The sequence below is a fragment of the Clostridium sp. E02 genome, assembly GCF_003833015.1.
Classification (GTDB): domain Bacteria; phylum Bacillota; class Clostridia; order Lachnospirales; family Lachnospiraceae; genus Lacrimispora.
In genome coordinates, this window is sequence record NZ_RJLQ01000003.1 from 195290 (window position 1) to 212761 (window position 17472).

At 40.5% G+C, this 17472-nt stretch carries 18 protein-coding genes; 3 read left to right on the forward strand and 15 right to left on the reverse strand.

The features are described from left to right. Position 1 precedes the first annotated feature (1 nt). The 10 genes from EFT72_RS03295 to EFT72_RS03335 all read right to left on the reverse strand — a co-directional run bounded on the left by EFT72_RS03295 (position 2) and on the right by EFT72_RS03335 (position 8176). On the reverse strand, positions 2-1660 hold the full coding sequence (locus EFT72_RS03295) for a contractile injection system protein, VgrG/Pvc8 family (RefSeq protein WP_124065482.1): 1659 nt from the start codon (positions 1658-1660) through the stop codon (positions 2-4). Between the two features lie 223 nt (positions 1661-1883). Continuing rightward, entirely contained in the window at positions 1884-2381 is a 498-nt protein-coding gene (locus EFT72_RS03300) for a DUF1543 domain-containing protein (RefSeq protein WP_124065483.1), read from the reverse strand. Positions 2382-2408: 27 nt separating this feature from the next. Next, positions 2409-2522 (reverse strand): metallophosphoesterase family protein, encoded by a 114-nt coding sequence (locus EFT72_RS19880; RefSeq protein ID WP_164473059.1) that lies wholly within the window; start codon positions 2520-2522, stop codon positions 2409-2411. Positions 2523-2530: 8 nt separating this feature from the next. Beyond that, positions 2531-3001, reverse strand: a complete 471-nt coding sequence (locus EFT72_RS03305) for a flavodoxin domain-containing protein (RefSeq protein ID WP_124065484.1) — start codon at positions 2999-3001, stop codon at positions 2531-2533. A gap of 108 nt (positions 3002-3109) precedes the next feature. Next, positions 3110-3979, reverse strand: a complete 870-nt coding sequence (locus EFT72_RS03310; RefSeq protein ID WP_124065485.1) for a PhzF family phenazine biosynthesis protein — start codon at positions 3977-3979, stop codon at positions 3110-3112. 183 nt (positions 3980-4162) lie between these two features. Then, complete coding sequence (locus EFT72_RS03315; RefSeq protein WP_124065486.1) at positions 4163-4816, reverse strand: GNAT family N-acetyltransferase; 654 nt, start codon at positions 4814-4816, stop codon at positions 4163-4165. Between the two features lie 212 nt (positions 4817-5028). Further along, positions 5029-5802 carry an EFR1 family ferrodoxin gene (locus tag EFT72_RS03320; protein WP_124065487.1) on the reverse strand — a complete coding sequence of 258 codons (774 nt, stop codon included), beginning with the start codon at positions 5800-5802 and terminating at the stop codon, positions 5029-5031. 2 nt (positions 5803-5804) lie between these two features. Further along, positions 5805-6191: a hypothetical protein gene (locus tag EFT72_RS03325; RefSeq protein ID WP_124065488.1), complete on the reverse strand. Its 387-nt coding sequence runs from the start codon at positions 6189-6191 to the stop codon at positions 5805-5807. Between the two features lie 86 nt (positions 6192-6277). Next, entirely contained in the window at positions 6278-7087 is an 810-nt protein-coding gene (locus tag EFT72_RS03330; RefSeq protein WP_124065489.1) for a DUF6597 domain-containing transcriptional factor, read from the reverse strand. 69 nt (positions 7088-7156) lie between these two features. Next, positions 7157-8176 (reverse strand): LacI family DNA-binding transcriptional regulator, encoded by a 1020-nt coding sequence (locus EFT72_RS03335; RefSeq protein ID WP_124065490.1) that lies wholly within the window; start codon positions 8174-8176, stop codon positions 7157-7159. 125 nt (positions 8177-8301) lie between these two features. Between EFT72_RS03335 and EFT72_RS03340 the strand changes: the two genes are divergently transcribed. Then, entirely contained in the window at positions 8302-8541 is a 240-nt protein-coding gene (locus EFT72_RS03340) for a hypothetical protein (protein WP_124065491.1), read from the forward strand. Positions 8542-8623: 82 nt separating this feature from the next. Here EFT72_RS03340 and EFT72_RS03345 read toward each other — a convergent pair whose 3' ends face one another. After that, positions 8624-9451, reverse strand: coding sequence for an alpha/beta hydrolase (locus EFT72_RS03345; protein WP_243109929.1), 828 nt, complete (start codon positions 9449-9451; stop codon positions 8624-8626). 300 nt (positions 9452-9751) lie between these two features. On the opposite strand from EFT72_RS03345, the gene EFT72_RS03355 reads away from it, so the two are divergent. Then, complete coding sequence (locus EFT72_RS03355; RefSeq protein ID WP_206426602.1) at positions 9752-10957, forward strand: IS110 family transposase; 1206 nt, start codon at positions 9752-9754, stop codon at positions 10955-10957. Positions 10958-11123: 166 nt separating this feature from the next. Here the strand turns inward: EFT72_RS03355 and EFT72_RS03360 are convergent, their stop codons facing one another. After that, positions 11124-12587 carry an ATP-binding protein gene (locus tag EFT72_RS03360; protein WP_124065494.1) on the reverse strand — a complete coding sequence of 488 codons (1464 nt, stop codon included), beginning with the start codon at positions 12585-12587 and terminating at the stop codon, positions 11124-11126. Then, a complete protein-coding gene (locus EFT72_RS03365; RefSeq protein ID WP_124065495.1) occupies positions 12584-13270 on the reverse strand; it encodes a response regulator transcription factor in 687 nt (228 codons plus the stop codon). Before EFT72_RS03365 ends, EFT72_RS03360 begins: the two co-directional genes overlap by 4 nt. A 176-nt stretch (positions 13271-13446) precedes the next feature. Here EFT72_RS03365 and EFT72_RS03370 point away from each other — a divergent pair, with 176 nt between their 5' ends. After that, positions 13447-13887, forward strand: a complete 441-nt coding sequence (locus tag EFT72_RS03370; protein ID WP_124065496.1) for a hypothetical protein — start codon at positions 13447-13449, stop codon at positions 13885-13887. A 72-nt stretch (positions 13888-13959) separates the two neighbouring features. Here the strand turns inward: EFT72_RS03370 and EFT72_RS03375 are convergent, their stop codons facing one another. Continuing rightward, positions 13960-15879, reverse strand: a complete 1920-nt coding sequence (locus EFT72_RS03375) for a beta-L-arabinofuranosidase domain-containing protein (RefSeq protein ID WP_124065497.1) — start codon at positions 15877-15879, stop codon at positions 13960-13962. A 57-nt stretch (positions 15880-15936) separates the two neighbouring features. Beyond that, positions 15937-17454, reverse strand: coding sequence for a carboxylesterase family protein (locus EFT72_RS03380; protein WP_124065498.1), 1518 nt, complete (start codon positions 17452-17454; stop codon positions 15937-15939). Positions 17455-17472: the final 18 nt, after the last annotated feature.

Genomic DNA, 17472 nt, shown 5'->3' on the forward strand with positions numbered 1-17472 from the left:
CTTAATCTCCTTTCATTTTCCCGGCTATCGGTCGAAATCCTGCTGCAATCTGGGATAGCTTGTCCTGTTCAATACTTTGCGGTATCGCCGAGATGACATTTACGATTGATGGTCCAAGCTCATAGGTATTTCCCCTGTCCTCTGACAATTCCTTCATCTTAAGCTGCATCTTCTCTTTATCCTTTTTCCTCCTTTCTTCTGTCCGTTTATCCACCTTTTGTTGATTTTCTATATCGGAACTGGGACCTGTGGTTCTCCCCTCTGAACCATACCGGTTATTTAAAATCGTATTTTCTCCTATACAATCCAAATTGTGGCAGATATTAACCACTGCCGGATTTCCCAACCTTCTTTTTACAACGGTAACCTCAGTGGGTGCTATCAGCTCAATTCTTCTTCCATGCAATGTAACTTTTCCCTTTGCCTGAAGCAATAATTCCCCTTTGCTGTAAATCATATTACCAAATCCATCCTGCATGGATATCTCAGACTTCCCTTTGTCCGCAGACAATTTAATATCCGATGGTTTAAGTTCCATCTTTTTCTTAGTCGTTGTACGAAACCACCGATTATCCGGATCCAGTGATTCCGCACATTCCTGCCCAGCCTCACGTACGCAGCTCACGCCAAATGCTTCCTGCTCATCTCCCCTTGGAATCTGGAGACGAACCTTGCTTCCTGTTTCTGGCATGCAGTATAGTAAATTTCCAAACTCAGGAGACCATAGATAAAAAAACGCTTTGCCTGCATCCTGTTCCTTATCCATATCCAAGTGGACTTTTATTGTCTCTTCCCTGCGTTCCAGTACTGTCCCGGTCAATAAAGCGCCTTTTATACAGGAATTATATATTGTTGGATACACTCCGTGATTCATTCCCGATAACTTATAGGTACAGTGCAATCCTCCTTTTTGTAGATTCATCTTTACACTATATGTCCACATAATTTCATTTCTGTAGCTAACACATTGTCCCAAATGCAGGATTTGATAAGTATCTACTTCATAATAAGAGGCTTCTCTGGTTTTACAGTTCAGCGCTATTGCATCATCCGCATCCATACACCATTGTTCCCTTAAAACATTTAATTTAAGGGGTACACTTTTTTTCTGAAATCCCAGGTATATTCCCCTTGCTTCGTAATCAGCCGCTGGGATAACTGGTATATGAAGGTGCGTTGATAATCTTAATATAAATTCCCAATCCGTTTCCTCAAACTGAATGAAAGGTTTTGTGATTGCCTGATCTGGTGCAGAAGACAGCACAGTAAAAGAAGTTTCCTCAGCTATATTTTGAACCAATTGCGAAATTGACTTATTACAATCCTGAAATGATCTGCTTTTTTTTTCTAGATCCATAAGCCATGACAATGAGTAAGAAGTGAGAGAAAGAATCTCATAAAATGATTCCTTTTCTACACAAATTTTACTAATTACACCTGAAAAAAGCAAAATTTCTTTTTGATTTTCCACACGATATATCTTTATAGGCTGGCTATTCATCTCTTCGCCGGATACAGAAAAACTACCCGGCTCTAGCTCTGCTTTTACCATAGCTATGGCATGGGTACCAATACTTTCTTTTATGGAAAGATCCAATATACGTTCTATTTTGATGTTACATCTAATTTTTAAATCACCATATGTAATATACTCCTCCATACATTTACTCCTTTTTTCCTGTACTAAAGTAAGCAGCACCTACAAGACCGTTCAGTTACTATGTTTTGTTTTTATCTTAATTATAGTTATATTTGTAACAAATAAATAGATTCATGTAACAAATAACGTGATTCATGTACTTTTTGGTATTTTTATCGTATTTTATTGAAATAAAAAAGGCTATGCTTATCATTATGATAAACATAACCTCATGTTCATGAGTCTATACGAGTTTTTTATAACCACTCCAATCAGGATTCAAACGATACGTTTTCCCATCAGGAATCAAATGAACAGAAGCATTCTTTCCATCTGCAAATTTCAAACAATTCTCAACCTTGAAAATACGATCCACATGACGATTTTCAACATTTTTAAGTAACTCTTTTTTTGCTTTCTCTTTCGCTTCTTCTTCCGTTTCTGCTACATAAAATCCATACTCATGTTGTTCTCCAAACAGCCCCTTCAAATAACCACCCATATTGACAAAAAATAGACTTAGTTCTATATTCTGCGTGTATTCTTTTATCTGAATGGCATATCCATCTGCGCCTGTAAGTACTTTATATTCATCTAGGTGCAGACCGATTCCATACCAATCTCTTTTAAGAGTTTCATATGTTTCTTCAATAGAATCGGCTATTACTAGTTGCACATCATGTACTTCAATGTTCGCTTTGCTAATACTTCCACCAATTCCAATCACAAATAATTTTTTCATATATTCCTCCGATACGCTTAAATTTCCCTAAGGCGTATTAATATCTCCAGCGTGTATGATACAATCAGCTGCATCCAGTTCAGCCATAACCGGCTCTCTAAGGATGCCATGAGTATCCGATACAATTGCAATGTGTTTCATCAGTTAACTCACCTCATCAGACCGGCAAAGCGTGTTATATTATCTTCAGCAACCTGCGACTGACTCTGTTGAGATCCGGTTATCTTTTTCATGATAAACTTCTCCAGGAAATTCATTTTGTCATAATTACATTCCCCTCCAAAGAACCCCTTTGCAGTGCTCACAACCAGTAATTCCCTTGGAAAAGAGGAATCAATCTGCTTTTGAACATCTTCTTCCTTCGCCATTCCACATATGAAAAGCCCTAGCTTTTTCCCTTTCAGGACATTTAGATTGTCAGAACAAAAACGCATTACTGGCTTTCTTATCTTCCCTGCATAGATCGAACCGCCGATGATGACTTTATCATATTTCTTCAGACCCGGAGGATTCGTGCCCAAATCACAGATATCCACCCTTTCACCCAGCTTTTTTGCAAGAATCTCAGCGCACGTCTTCGTAAATCCATATTTCGTTGCATATGCAATTAATGTACTCATTTTACCCCTCCTATATATTTAATTTAAATTCCTGATCTAACCAACTCCTGATAAGACTTATTCTTAAACTTACTCCTACAATTTAGAATCAATTTAATCCAGAAAATTTCAAATTTCAACTTCAGTTAAAACTAAATTCATTGCATTGCCCCCAACCCTGACTTCCTGAATTTCGTTTTTCTTTACCAATAAAGAAACCAAAATTTCAGATGGCTTTTTCATAGAATATCCCTGTTCGAACACGAGTTTCGATTCCTGTCCGCTTTTGATTTTTCCATAATGATAAAGATAACAGCTAAGTGCTCCATTTGAGGTTCCTGTTGCCGATTCTTCGGGGATCTCATATAAAGGAGCAAAATTTCTGCAACAGGCAGTGGCTCCATATAAGGATTCCAAGGCAAAAACATGATATCCTATTGCATTATATTTTTGACTGATTGTTTTGATTTTCTCCATGTCAGGCTTCATTTCATTTAGAACCTCAATACTTTTTACGGGAATTATAATATCTCGGAGTCCTGTTGATACGATCTGGGCCGGCAAATCTTCCGGTATTTGCAAAGCTTTGATATTTAATGAGTCTGCAAGTTCCTCTTTCTCTATTATTTCTGAAAATACTGGTCCTGGTTGATTCATCATAACAGAATTATCTTCTTTTATTTCAATGCCCAGTATTCCGGCTTTTGTCTCCTGTTTATAGGTACCTGGTTTTAAGAACCCCAAATATGCCATGGTGTGAAAAGCTGCAACTGTAGCATGACCACATAAATCAACTTCCTCTTTTGGTGTAAAGAATCTCACTTTATAGTCTGCCGCATCGGACTTCAATAAAAAAGCGGTTTCACTAAATCCCACAATTTTAGCAATTTTTCTCATATCCTTTTCCGATAATGAATCTGCATTTAACACAACCCCTGCTGCATTACCGCCTTCTTTCGTTTTAGCAAATGAATTTAATTGATATACTTTTACTTTCATGATCAATTCTCCTTATATCGTTACACTCGTTCCAATGTTCTTTTCTTCTGCTGCTCTTATTATGTAATCTGCAACAGCAAGATCCTGCAGCGCAATACCTATGCTGTCTCCGACCATCAATGGTCGATTATTAGACTTCAGTGAAATTCATTTTTGCGAGAAAGAAGGGCTTCCCATCACCTTTTAGAGGCTTGGGTTAATACTCATACGGAAACTCCAATTCCCAATCGCATTCTTATCCATTTGTATGGTTTTATAATCAAATTCAGTAAAGCCGTTTTTCAAATAAAATTTTTTATTTAGTTCAGTATTCGTAAATGTAATAAATGTTTCCGGTTCTGCTCCCATGCTTTGTTCCTTGATGTAGGGTATTATACACTCGTTGATCATCTTACTGCCTAATTGCCTTCCTGTGTAGGATCTGTCCACCGCCAACAGTTCCAGTAACCAGGAATGATCTTTCATACCGCTGATTGGTTTATGTCCTTCTTCAAGAACATTCAAAAATTTTAAAAGTTTAGGCAGACTTACCATTTTCATCAACTTTAATCCATCGGAACAAATATAATCCATTAGATTGGTATTCGAACTGTACGGACGTACCAAAACAGCAAAACTTCTGATTTTTCCACCTTCCTCACCTACAAAAAATACACTACTTTTATAATGCGCCCTGATATGCACCTCATATACCTCACTCATAAAAGCAATATAACGGCCATATTCTCTGATTTCCTTTTTAATATCGTTGCAAATGGGATACTCCGCAAATGTCAAAGCACACATTCTCGCGATGTCTTTTACTTCTTCCTTTTTAAGCTTTCTGTAATGAATCATATCTGTTCTCTCCTTCTTCTTTGCTTTGATCTATAGTCGTTTTTCTATATTCAATTATATAGCAGAATGTCTAAGCGATAAACGCTATTATGTTCAGGGTCTGGCTATCCTCAGCAAATTGAAAAAGCAGGAGAATCGATAATTACACCATTTCCTTAAATTTTCGAATCTGTTCCATGGTATTATTGTCTGACATGAGCTTTGCCTTTCCCTTACAATTCGTTTACATTGACGCTCTTTTTCTGAACCAGTTGTTTTCCCCCTACCTTGAATGCATTCTTTGGGCAGTAATTGACACACCTCATGCAGGAGATGCACTGGTTATGATGGATTTTCATACGCTGCTCATCTGTAAATTGAATGGCATGAACCGGACAATGTTTTTCGCAAACCCGGCATCGAATGCATAACGGATCGTCTATGCGAATAGACTTACTGGTTATTTCCCAGATGAAATGTCCTCTGGAAATAAGTCTCATCAGATCGGATAATACTGGTATTCGATTCCATTTCGCGCTTCCGTCTATCAGCGACTGTACATATTTTTCTGCCTGAAGAAAGGCTGCTTCATTTTTTTGTTTTCCTATTTCTGCTTTTTTTTCCGTCATCTGCATACTTGTCGCCATTTTAAACTCACAAGCACCAATGCATTGATATCCTTTCGCTGTCAGGGACTTTTTCATTGGTCCTACAATCCCACCGGAAAAGCTTTCCATGGTATCTGCAAGAAAAACACTTCTATTTTTTCCTTCTGGTAGATTTTTTACAAAATCCCATACAATTGGAAAGGTAGATTCTATGGCCACCGGAACCACGATTCCCAAATGACAATCCTCTTCCAATTCGACTATTTCAGATGTGGATATTTTTCTTAAAGTAACCGAGTATTTCTGCTTCTCAAACGCTTCTTTTATTTTTTTTGTAAGAAGAAACGTGTTTCCTGTCCCTGAAAAATAATAAATTATAATTGGTTTTCTAAGTAGCATGATTATACCCCCACTCCAATGGCAGTCGCAACTATAAATAGAAGCACAGCAAATGATGTATTAACAATTTCAAGCAGCATTAATGTCTTTGACATCTTATCCGGTGATTTAGGGAAAATCCCTCCCAAATCAATCATATATACAATAAAATAAAGTATAGAAATTATTTTAGCCATAGATAACGCATAGGAATTTTCCACCAAAAGTAAATAACTTGTTACATAAGAAGCAATCCCTAATGTAATAAGAAACGCATTAAAGCCCCAAAATACAACGCCTTTTAATCCACGAAAGTTTCTGTTTTCTATCGGACCTCCCGGAACTAATATAGTCAGTAATGTTACATTAATAAACACGAGTATGCTTGCCAATATCTTAATACTTTGCATATCAACCATCCCTTTCTGTTTTAGATACAATAATCTTACCAATCAGGCAGTCCGGTTGTATTGTAAAAAATCGGCGTTACTTTTATTTAACAGCAATCATTCATTCCATTACTATTTAGAATATGTTGCAATGTCAATTCACGATTCACATGTTCTAATTCATTGGCCGTTTTACCAGAAAACTTTTTTGCATTCTTGATCAGGTGAGATTGATCATAATAATAATTCTGCATATGTTTTCTACGGTCTTCATTCTCAATGTTTTTTCTGAATTTGATAATAGTTCCATATGTTTTCGGTGTCAATCCCACACTCTTTTTAAAAAAACGCTCAAGTGCGCTGATGGAAAGGCGAAAGAACTCAGCCATCTCACCAATATTTAGTTCCTCATAATTGCACTCAATATAATCGGTTATTTCGCTAATACGCTGGGTATTCCTATCAATACTCATTTTAGCTTTAAGATACTCGTAAACTTTATCGATTTTTTCCTCAATCCCATTTAAATCCTCAATTTGATGATATAATTCATGAATTGTCACATCAACTTCATTCGCATCTATTATTTTTTCCACAACGGAAGCTCCTAGGATATAAAAGAATGACATCAAACCTGCGGGTTTTAGGGAAATACCGATTTGATTAAGCTTACTCCCGTATCGAACACGCTTTGCACTTTTAATCTGACCGATCATTGCTGCATCTGGAATCAAAATTTCCCTTTCCTGCTCAATCAGCTTATAATTTGATCCATAGTTTAATATAAGATTAATGTGACCCAAGGGCATAATAATATCTTCTCGTTCTTCATCCTTAAGTAAATCCGATTCTACAACCCATATATAATCTACAAAGTTCTGTAGTATCCCAGAAGGACCGAATTGTTTTATCTCCATATCCAGCTCTCCTTTTCTGTTATCTTTTTTTCAGAAGCATTCTTGCTATTATAAGCTTATCAGGGAGATTTATACAGACTGGTGCGGACTGGCACAACTTTCACAGATTCTTATATAGGGCAGATTCTCCAGAATAACCTCTTCACGAATGGGTTCCAGGGACTTATGTTCAATCTCCGCTATCAATTCATCTACTATTCTTTTAATCCAGAATTCAAATGGCTGGTATACACTTGTTAAACTGGGTTTCATATGCTGACCCAGAGGGATTCCATCATATCCAATGATCGATATCTCGTCGGGTACGGGAATCCCTTTCTGAGATAAAGCAGATATCATCCCAATTGCCAGTTCATCCGATACACAAAACAATGCACTTGGTCTGTCATCTGTATTATCTATTATCGTTCCAATATTCCAGCCATTCTGCATCTTTATGTCACTTTTATAAAAGTAATTTTCATTAATCCTGATATCATGGTCTCGCAAAGCCTGTATGAAACCATCATATCTGGCATCCAGATAACGATTCGTACCATAGCCCTCAAAAAAAACGCAGCCGATTTTTCTATGCCCTAATGAGATTAAATACTCTCCAACCTTGTAGGAAGCGTTGTAATTCATTTGATTGTAACTGACCCCTTTTATCAGAGGCTCTGAATACAAAAAAGGAACTTTTGACAAGCTTTTTAGACGCTTCGCGGATAATTCATCTAAATGAAACAATGCAATAATACCCTCAACACGGCGTGCAGTAAGTTCATGAATGGAAGTTTCTTTTTGCTTCATGCTTGTACCAACAATATTGATGAGTGCTTGATATCCTGCCTGAGCAATATGCTGAGTGATCTGGGGTAAAAATTCAGAGTGAAATTGATTAATATGGTCTTCAATCAAAATACTAATCATAAACGTACGCTTGGCAGCAATAAAACGGTCCGATGACTTTGGATAGTAGTTGTATTTTATAACCGTCTCAAGTACTTTCTCCTCCAGTTTCTTACTTACAGGTTTGGAATGATTTAGTACTCTTGACACCGTGGCAATGGATACGCCTGCTTTCTGAGCTATAAATTTAATGTCAACCATGTAACCTCCTTAGCACTTGATACCCATAATTATATCGATTCTTACTTGCAATGTAAATGTTTTCCCGTATTATATTTATAGGACAACTAATTTAAACAAAATATTACATATGAGGAGGACTATTCATGTCAGATACCAAAGAAGCATTCAAAAAAAAGAAAAAACTACAAATTCTTGTTCCCATACTCGGCTTGATTGTTGCAATCGCTTTATTTTTGCTTTCCATTCGCCCTGCAGCAGTATTGGTCATTATAGGAGTTGTGATTTTTTCACAGATTAACTGGAAATGCCCAAAATGCAATCACTATTTGGGAAAAGGAACGAACCCAAAAATCTGCAGTAATTGCGGCGAAGAACTACAATAAAATTAGTCTAACTGCCCCCGATAGGAGAGAAAGTTTTTCTCCTTCCTGTCGGGGGCAGCTTGTTTCTGCTATGGGTAAGCGATCAGATACGTTTGCCAAGCCACAAAAGAATATCCCCAATGATCTCATCTCTACAAGGCTCATTTAAGATTTCATGAAAGAGGTTCGCATAGATATGCAAACTCTTATCCTTAGAACTTATCTCTTCAAATAGATCTAGGGAATCTTTTGCAGCAACTAGGCCGTCATCCGCTCCATGGAGAATCAAAACCGGATCGGAAAAGCTTTTTATATTAACCTTCAGCCACTGGACGCCTGCATATATCTGATTGATCAGTCCGGTGCTGATCTCCTTTTCCACCAACGGATCCAAAGCATATGCTTCAATCACTTTTTTATCACTGCAAACTCCCTCTCCCAGCTCATTGGGCAGATAGGTATCATCTGGTGCTTCAATTGGAAATTGATCGCCCATAACTGGATGGTTATAATGGGTCAGCGCACCTGAAGTAATAATCCCATCTGCCTGTCCCGGATTTTTTGTACCAAATAGTGTTACTGTTTCTCCTCCCATACTGTGTCCGAAGAGAAAGACCTTCTTTCCGCCACTCTCCTCTCTGGCAAGGGCAACAATCTGGCCCAGATCATCAGGCATCTCATTAAATTCTTTAAAATAAACTTTATTCCCCTCGGATTTCCCATGCCCCCTTTGGTCATACCGATATACGCTATAGCCGTTCTCGTTGAGCTTTTCCGTAAAATAATCATATCGGTTTAAATGCTCACACAGTCCATGGGCAATGACGATCAGCGCCTTTGGATTCTCCACAGTATCTTTTCTAAATCTCAGTTTTGTTCCATCAAAGGATGAAATCATCCTCTCCTCCATTTTTTTGTTTTCCCCATTCATAATCCCTTCTCCTTCCTACTACAATATATTTATGGTTAATATCCCTTACAGCCAGTAAGGAATTATCCATCTTGTTGCTTAACTGTTAGAATGTAGGTAGCAATCGGTATATCGTCCCCTTTCTTGGACTTAGCGTCCGTAAATAAGACTGATAACCAGCTCCTCATTCGCAGCATTCGTTTTATGCAGGTTGAACTGCCTCAGGTACGTTCGTGTCATACCACAGTAGATTGAATAGGTAATGAGTAAAACTGGTACTTATCCATTGCAATAATCTAAAGGAGTGACAAATTTATGAACATGAACGCAGTAGGTATTGATGTATCCAAGGGCAAAAGCATGGTTGCTATTTTACGCCCTTATGGTGAGATTGTTTCAGCACCATTTGAAATCAAACACACTTCCGGTAACATCCAATCTTTGATTGAACAGATCAAATCTATCGAAGGTGATTCCCGAATAGTTATGGAGCACACTGGTCGTTATTACGAACCACTGGCTCGTGAGCTTTCTCTGGCAGATCTTTTTGTAACTGCCGTAAATCCTAAGCTCATTAAAGATTTTGGAGATAACTCTCTGCGTAAAGTAAAATCTGATAAAGCTGATGCTGTAAAAATAGCCCGTTACACACTTGACAGTTGGACTGAATTGAAACAGTATAGTCTTATGGACGAAATACGTAATCAATTAAAGACTATGAACCGTCAGTTTGGGTTCTACATGAAACACAAAACAGCTATGAAGAATAACCTCATCGGTATCCTAGATCAAACTTACCCAGGTGTTAATACTTACTTTGACAGCCCCGCTCGTGATGACGGTAGCCAAAAATGGGTTGATTTTGCTACTACATACTGGCATGTGGACTGTGTTCGTAAAATGTCATTAAACGCATTTGTTGACCATTATAAGAATTGGTGCAAACGCAAGAAGTACAACTTCAGTAAAGATAAAGCTGAAGAAATCTACGGAACAGCAAAGGAACTTGTTCCTGTACTTCCAAAAGATGATTTAACCAAGCTGATAGTTAAACAGGCCGTAGAACAATTAAACACTGCTTCTAAGACCGTGGGAGAACTCCGTACCCTGATGAATGAAACTGCAGCCAAACTCCCCGAATATCCTGTTGTTATGGCAATGAAAGGTGTTGGTCCATCTCTTGGTCCTCAGCTTATGGCTGAAATCGGAGATGTCACACGATTCACTCATAAAGGTGCTATCACAGCATTTGCTGGTGTAGACCCAGGAGTAAATGAATCAGGAACCTATGAACAAAAAAGTGTTCCTATTTCCAAGCGAGGCTCTTCTGTACTTAGAAAAACCTTATTTCAGGTCATGGACTGTCTCGTCAAAACAAAACCTCAGGATGACCCTGTATATATGTTTATAGATAAAAAACGTGCTCAGGGAAAACCTTACTACGTCTACATGACCGCAGGTGCTAATAAGTTTTTACGTATCTATTACGGAAGAGTAAAAGAATATCTTATGTCTCTTCCAGAATAATTAAACCCACATCCTTTCAGACCAGCGGATAACGGTGGTCTATTTTTCATACCCAAAAATCAATATAAATTTAATCCAGAAAAATCATCAATTTCCTATTGACTTTTTATTTGCAGGCTTGTTTTAAATTCATCATACTACAGGAATTACTTTGTGGCAATTATGTTTAAAATATAACAAGAAAACTGGTAATCCCATTCCTGCTTTCCACACGGATACGAGCATTGTGCCGGTCTGCAATCTGCTTTGCAATGGCAAGCCCAAGACCAGTGCCAGAACGGTTTTGAGGGCTGCTTGTTTTATAAAACCGGTCAAACAGGAACGGGATTGTATCGGCAGGAATCTCTTCGCCGCTGTTAGTCACAGTAATCAGGCATCCTTGTACATTCTTTGAAAGAGTTAGTCCCACATCCCCCTTCTGCGGCGAAAATTTAACCGCATTGTCCAGAAGAATTAAAATTAGCTGTCGCAGCCGGCCATAATCACCAACCACAACACACTCATCTGCCGGGCATTCTACCAGAAGTTTAAGCTTTTTTTCCTCTGCCTTACGGCGGATTGCCCTCTGAGAATCCCGAATTACATCGCAGAGATTTACCTCCCCTATATCAAGAGAAAACTGATCATCTTGAAGGCGTGACAAATCCAACAGATCGTTCACCAGCCTCTCTAAATGCCGGCTCTCTGCTAACATCTGGTCATAATAATCCCGAATCTCCTCCGGTGTATCAACGGTTCCATCCCAAAGCACCTCTAGAGAACCGCGTAAAACTGCCACCGGTGTACGTAGCTCGTGAGAGACATTGGCTACAAAATCCTGTTTCATCTGATCAAGAGCCGCCTGCTGCTTTCTAGCCTCAGTCAAACGTTTGGAAATCAAATCAATGGTTTGGGCCAGCTGACCAATCTCATCCTCCTGGTCAACTTCAGTTTGGGCCGTATAATCACCATTGGCAAGCCCCCTTGCTGCATCATTCATGCGGCGCAGAGGATTGGTAAACCGATAGGACAGCCACACGGCAGCCATACCTGCAAGAATCAGGGCTATGACTGCACCTGCTCCTAGTGCGGACAAACCCTGAAGCACAGCTTCATTGACTCCACTTACCGGGGAGTGAAGTAAAACAGCGCCAAAAATCCCGTTTTCAGTACGAATCGGCACCCCCACCGTCAGAGTCGAAGCATTTAATAACCCCGAAAATTCTTCTCCGTAAGTAACTTCTCCTGTCAAAACCCTGCTGATAATTTTCTCTGCATTTTCAGGCAGTTCCTCTCCTGAAGTAACACCGTCATGACTGGAGGAGATAACATTTCGGTCGTTATCCACAATCCATACCGTTGCCATTGCAACCTGATCTAAAAAGTGAAGATAGGCACCATATCCTCCCATTCCATGACGCCCCATGCCCATTCCCATTCCCATTCCTGTTTCCGGTCCCTGCTCCTCTCCGCTCTCATAGAGTGCCAGCGTTTCCGCAATGGAAACCGCCCGCTTCTCCATAGAAGAACGATTGATTGCAATGGTATGCTGCCGGAACATGGATACAAACACAGTTCCCAATATGGCTGTAAACAAAAGAAGCACTGCAGCAAAAGAGGCTACCAGTTTCCAGATTATTTTCTTATTCATGGCAGCACCTCAAATTTATAGCCCACATTCCGTATAGTACGTATTTCCCAGGTGGGATGTGGTGCTTCTTCCAGCTTGGCCCTCAGGCGTTTCATATGAGAATCAACCGTGCGGGGATCACCATAATAATCATATCCCCACAAAAGATCCAGTAGCATCTCACGGGTATAGGCCCGATTCTTCCCGCCGGCAAGGGTCCAGAGCATGTCTGTTTCCCGCTTTGTTAAAAGTATGGGTTTGTTGTCGACTGCTACGCTGTAATTTTCAAGATTTATTATCAGATTCTCAATCTGAAGTATCTTCTCCGGTTCCCCGGCGCCCTTCTCAATACGTCGCAGTACAGCTCTCACTCGCGCCATAACCTCCCCAGGTGAAAATGGTTTCACAATATAATCATCTGCACCTATGTCCAATCCCATGATTTTCTCAAAATCCTCTCCTCTGGCTGTTACCATGATAACCGGAACATCGGACTGCCTGCGGATTTCCCGGCACACCTGGAACCCGTCCAGTTTAGGCATCATTACATCAAGCAGAACAACCTGCGGTTTTCTTGCATAAAATTCATCCAGCGCCTGCTGCCCATCCTGAGCAAGTACCGTTTCAAAGCCCTCTTTCCTGGCCGCACTGTTTAAAATATTTAATAACTGGGGACTGTCGTCCGCGATCAGCATTATTGACATATCGTATCCCTCCTGTCATTTCATTATAAATATATCAGCAAAATAAGGCAACTTTGTGGCACATAAAATAAAATGACAAACAAAAAAACCATTCCTGACACATTTGTGCCATATACAAACGTTATTATGAACGTACCGAAAGGAAAATAACACAAACCGAAAGGAGTTTACAAATTATGAAAAATAACAAAAAAATGATTACAGGATGTGCCATTACACTTGCGCTAACAGCCGCAACCATGACCTCATTTGCAGCTGCCGCTTACAAGACACCTGCCGAAGCAGTGTCAGGTATTACAGGAAAGACATTGGATGAGATAATTACGGAACGCAGATCTGGAAAAACCTATGGATCCATGGCAGATGAGGCAGGAAAGTTAGATGAATTCCAGCAGGCATTGGCGGATATCCACGAAGACAGGCTGAATGAGAAAGTAGCTGACGGTACACTGACACAGGAGCAGGCAGATACACAGCTTACCGCAATCCGCGAAAGACAGGCGGTCTGTGACGGAAACGGAAATGGCGCAGGTAACGGTTATGGTACAGGCGGCTGTAACGGAAACGGTATGGGCAATCACCGCAGAGGAAACGGATTTGGATACCGGAATCATTAAGAGAACCATATAAAATACTGACACAGCCGCCTCCTTCCGGTCAAAACCCGGCAGGGGCGGCTGCAGTTTCTTCTAACGCTGATTTTCTTCTCTAATCCATACACGCATTTCATTCTCGCCTCTGTTGGCCCAGCTGTAATAAGGAATCCATCTGATCTTTGTTCTGACTTTCTTTTCTAATACATTGCTCTGTCTGTAAAGCCCTAAGTCTTCCCTGTCCGCTTCTGTCTTCCAGCCATAAGCCGTGAGAACGCCCACGCCTCCCAGCAGAGTTTCCTGAAATTTATATTCCAGTGGTTCCTGTTTTTCCACGGACAATAGGTGCAGATTTTTTCCATTATCCACTTCTTCCGCACAATAAACGAGAGGACCTCTTGAAACTACAAATTTCCCAAAATCATTTTCAACCAATGGATTGGCATACCAGCGCTTTGGTTCCATATCCAATTCAAGTCGTATGGTATCCTCTTTGAAACTCTGGTTGATATAGATAAAACCATGTTCTGCATCAGAAGCTGTGCTTTTCCCGTTGATCTCCACACCAATGGTATCAGACCAGGATGGTATCCGGATTCCCAGGCAGACACTGGCAGTTCCACTGTAATTTACCTTGATTTCCACGGATCCGGTCCATGGATATCCAGTCTTTAGTTCTATGTCCAGAATGCCATCCTCTATTTCAAACCTCCCCTTACATTCCACAAAGAGATTGACAAGAAGTTTGTTTTTCTTTTGAACAAATACATACTGCTCCACTGAGGCTACAAGCCTTGCAAGGTTGGGAGGACAGCACGCGCAGCCAAGCCACTGGGGACGTACGCATTTTACATGACTCTTCCCCGGATCCTTAAGTGATTTGCCTGGAACTACCTCCAGAGGATTTACATAAAAGAAATGTTTTCCGTCAAGAGCCATGCCTCCCAGTACTGTATTATAAAGAGCGCGCTCCATCACATCGCCATATTCCCCCTTCTCCTCTGATAAAAGCATCTGATATGCAAAGAACACCAGTCCCACAGACGCACATGTCTCACAGTACATGGTATCATTGGGCAGATCGTAATCCAAAGTAAATGCCTCCCCGGATACCGTCGATCCGATTCCACCGGTGATATACATACGCCGTTTTACAATATTCTTCCATAACCGTCTGCACGCTGCAAGAAGCTTCTCATCCCCTGTTTCTGCCGCAAGATCAGCCATTGCAGTGCAAAGATAAACCAACCTTACAGCGTGACCCTCAGCGGTATTTTGCTCAAGGATCGGAAGATGTGCCTGATAATAGGTTAAAGGAAGATGCTTTGATCCCATAACTGCACGATCTGTTCCCCGTATCAGTAAAAAGTGCCGGGCAAGTTTTAGATATCTGTCATTTTGTGTCAGACGGTATAACCGCATCAGTCCGATTTCAACCTCTTCATGACCATCATAGCCATGATTCTTTCCTTCCTCTTCTCCAAACACGGAATCAATGTGATCCGCTAGCTTGCATGCGATCTCTAAAACTTTTTGATTTCCAACTGCTTCATAATAAGCCACTGCCGCCTCAAGAAAGTGCCCTGCGCAGTATAATTCGTGGTTCTGCCACAGGCCTTTGAATTTCTCATCCGGCTTTTCAATGGTGAAATATGTATCCAGATATCCGTCGTCTTCCTGCGCTTCACTGATTAAGTCCACAACATCATCCGCCAAACTTTTTAATTTTTCATCCATCTGTTCCCGTAAGGTATAGGCAACCGCTTCCAGCCATTTATAAAGATCGCTGTCCTGAAATACCCAGCCATAATGATTTCCTTTTTTCCTTCCGGCCGCAATCCGGAAATTTTCAATGACATGGCTTTTCTCGTTTGGGATGGAAGCATCGTTTCGTTCCCGTTCAATGGTTATATCAATCTCATCATTTAATACCTTCCATTGATACGGAATCATCTCCGTTTTGATTAATTCTTTGTACCTACTAAAAAATCTGTCACTAATTTCTACTCTATTCATGCTGCACCTTCTATAACCTTCCTTTATTCCTTCCTCTTTTGTTTGCACAAGTCAATTTTATTCCTCAAATTTCTCCTTGAGCCTGTTTAACAAAAACGTCATCAGTTCCGGTTCCTTTTGCTGATTCATTTCAATTTTCTCTGTGGATAACAAAATTCCGTTTGGATTTTCTTCCGTAAACGGCTGCCACTCTGGCATTGGCTCTCCATCCGCGTCATTTCCGTTTGGATCACCTGTTTTCATGAAGTTTGCCCAGTAATTGGCCATATGTCTTGCCAGATCGTAATGATTTCCTTTCAATGGCCTCCAGCATTTTGCAAGCGTCTCAAAGAAAAACCATAAGTCTACGGAATGAAAATTTCCCGGATTATCCCAGCCAGGAATATCTGCATCAAAGGTATAATAATAGCAGGAAACCGGATTGTTTTGCTGTGAATTTTGATGAAACAGTCCTCTTACAGCAAACTCAATGCTGCTTACGGAACCTGCATTTCCCTCAGAATCCCGTGGGCTATCTCCCAGCAAACGAAGAAACTCCTCTTCCTGTCCGGGATATAATGTTTTTACTTTTTCTTTTAGTTCTTCATCGGAACCTGCATAAATGGAGTCAAAAAATTCATCCGCAGTATTCCCCGCCATTATCGGGACCATTGCTCTTTTATTTTCCATAAAGCGCTGATAGGAATTCCCAAAGCAGAATTTTTCATCAATGACCGTTCCCATGAATCCCCCAAACTCCTCATACTTTTCATATAACAGTTTCCCATCCATTGCTCTGGCCTGATCAAGGTCTTTTACACCAATAAATTCAAAGAATTCTTCTCCCGTTTTTTCCGCGTCGGCAAGTGTGTGGCTAAACAGATCCATTTTATCGTCATAGGGAAGATTTAGTACGCCACTTAATACGATTGCTTTTTGAAACAGACCTTCGCTTCTTGGAGTGGTTAATTGTGTCATAACGCTGCCCCCACCTGCGGACTGCCCCGCTATGGTTATATTCTCAGGATCACCGCCAAATGCCTCGATATTTCTAGTGACCCATTTTAAACCTGCCAGCTGATCCAGATGACCAAAATTTGCTGGATCATCTGGCTGCTTATTGGTAAGCTTCGGATGGGACAAAAAGCCGAATACATTCACCCGGTAATTGACGGAAACCACAATGATACCTCTTCGTGCCAGTCTTTCTCCATCAAATTCCATTTCAGCCGTATATCCGTTTTGCAGCCCACCGCCAAAATACCATACCAGAACAGGCCGCTTTTCTCCTACTTTCTTTGCTCCCGTCCAGACATTTAAATAAAGACAATCCTCACTCATTGCAATATCCGGATCCACATGCCATTCTCTGTCATAAATATTATCTCCCAGCCCCGGGACCCCCTGCATGGATATGGGACCAAACCGGAAGCAGTCACGGACTCCCTCCCAGTTTTCACAAGGCTCTGGTGCACGCCACCGTTTTTCCCCCACTGGCGGCGCAGCGAATGGAATTCCCTTAAACGCCGTAATCCTGGGATCCGCCGCCTCAATTCCTCTTACTATGCCATTTTCCGTTTTTGCTATGCGAATCATAATTTCCTCCATTTCCCT